Source organism: Leisingera sp. MMG026, from assembly GCF_021654205.1.
In the GTDB taxonomy this organism is placed as follows: domain Bacteria; phylum Pseudomonadota; class Alphaproteobacteria; order Rhodobacterales; family Rhodobacteraceae; genus Leisingera.
On record NZ_JAKFZM010000108.1, the window covers coordinates 1 to 2,198 of the forward strand.

Genomic DNA, 2,198 nt, shown 5'->3' on the forward strand with positions numbered 1-2,198 from the left:
GATTTGCCGTCCCGCTGCACTGACCGAATTATTTTCAAGTGCCGGATTGCGAGATGTTAAGACTAAACCTATCGACATTCTGACACCGTTCGCGGATTTTGATGACTATTGGCCTCCCTTCCTTTCCGGAATTGCGCCAGCGCCGGGCTATTGTGCGTCTCTGGATGATGCAGCGCGCCAGAAGTTGAAAAATCGCTTGATTGAAACATTGCCGACTGACCCTGACGGGTTGATCTTGCTTGCGGCTCGGGCGTGGGCAGTTCGGGGGACGGTGAACGGTAGCTAAGTCCGCGACCTGTGAATTGCCCTGACGACCCTCGCTGCGCCGTTCACGAATGGCTGCTAACCCTGCCGCCGCGCAGCGTTGTAGATCGAGCATTTGCAGCGATTTTAGCGCTGCGTGCGCTCGCAGCATGATTTGAAGACTTCCGCAGTGGGCTCAAAGCCGACTTGCGGCGAAGCGGCAGCAGGGTTGCAGCGAAACCTCACCGGAACCCTCCCGACAGATGGCACAAGCCAGCCCGAAGCAGACCTCCGGCCTGCCGCATATCCACTGCTGGTTCGCATGCAGGTAGGGCGGAATCCGGTCATTCGCTGCGGGTGCGAGAACGCGACCGTCGACAGACTAAGCTCTTCGCCGAACCACAATCACAAGGCTTGCTGCAACCACTCACGCTCGAACTCCGTCAGAGCTGCCTTCGGATTGTGGATGGCTTCGTACAAGCGGCTCCTCAAGCTCGTCTTGGTGTCACTGTCAACGTAGAAGCCCTGCGAAATCTGAATTGGCACCCCTTCCTCGTCCAATTCCTTGAGAATTTCCGGCTGAAACCAGCTTCCAATGCCGCCAAGAAACAAACTGTAGTCGGCGTATGGCGAGGACTGGCGGACAAATAGCTCTACTAAAGCAAAGTTCTGCGGCAAACCATACTCGCAGGCCCGCAAGAACTTGAAGATATTGTCTCGATTTTCCGGTTGACCCTTGTAGCTCAGATCTTGATCCAGAAGGAAACCTTTTAGGCTTGTTGCCTTTCGAAGTCTGTCGATAAGTGTAGCAAGCTGTCTGGTGTTGAATGCTCCAAAAGAACCGACCTTCTGTTGAGAACAGAATACATCACAGACTTCGAGTATCTCAGGCCATCTTGGCCACCGTGCCCAAATCAACCTATCGCTCTCTTCAAGGGAGCGGATTACTTGCTCTTTTATGGCTATGGCTGTTTCCAACCCGATTGAAGACGCCAATGTAAGCTCGCTGCCATCGAGACCTAACTGGTCACGGTAGTAACGAAACCTATTATCTGACCGCTGTGATCTATCCGGTTTGTCGATATGTACAATGTACTCGTCGGGTAGCTCGTCGTCCTCAGAAAACAGCGTTGGGCTGACTTCCAGTTCGGTGTGCTCTGGGATATCGTTGAACACCATCACTTGGCCTACGTGATGTTGTCCCAGCCGACCGGCGCGCCCCTTGATATTTGAGTAGGTGAAGAAGTCATACGAGTCCCGATTGATCTTTTTATCATAGATCATGACTGTCTTTGCCGCCGTGTTGACGCCTTCAATGAGCGTTGACGTGCAAAGCAGTATGGGAAGCTTACCTTGATTGAAGAGGCGAACCATTTGTGCGGCAATCGCTCGCGGGATGCGGCCATGGTGAACACCAAAGCCATAGTAGACGGCTAAAGATAAAAAATTGTTGCGCCCAATGTTGTTTTTCAACCAAACAGCGAAGTCGCTTGTTTCTTCTGCGGCGGCCATCTTTTCAGAAAGCTCAATTGCGAGTTTATTGGCCCGGCCCGGTGACGAAATGAAGACCAGCGCGGGCCAGTTTCTATCCTCGCCAATTTCTTCAATCAGACGTTCGTGCTTGTCTGATACCCCTTGGAGATCCAAGGTCTCAACCGCGACAGTGGAAAAACGAGTTCTCAGAAACTCAAAGTTCCACCGGGAATCTGGTGCAACAGATATCTTGTCGATATTGGGGCCAAGAAAGAAGAACTGCTTGGACCGCTTGAGCAAACGGTAGACCGCAGCGTTGAGTGTGATGCTTCGCTCGTCACGCCTGTCGGGATCAAGTTTGTAAAACTCGTCAACGACAGTGAGGTCCAAATCTCCCAAATCTTCGCGGTATATCAGTCGCTCTTGGGTTCCTAAGAAAATGGTCGGGGCATCCGTCGATGTTTCACTTTGGTGCATCACCA

General features: G+C 52.3%; 1 protein-coding gene and 1 pseudogene. One reads left to right on the top strand and one right to left on the bottom strand.

What is annotated here, in order from left to right; translation table 11 throughout:
• Positions 1-286 (top strand): annotated as a pseudogene (locus L1069_RS23600) (SAM-dependent methyltransferase); the annotation flags it as partial.
• Positions 287-648: 362 nt separating this feature from the next.
• On the opposite strand, the gene L1069_RS23605 reads toward L1069_RS23600, so the two are convergent.
• Positions 649-2,198, bottom strand: a 1,550-nt coding sequence (locus L1069_RS23605; RefSeq protein WP_237457272.1) for a helicase-related protein, incomplete at its 5' end; no start/stop codon positions are given.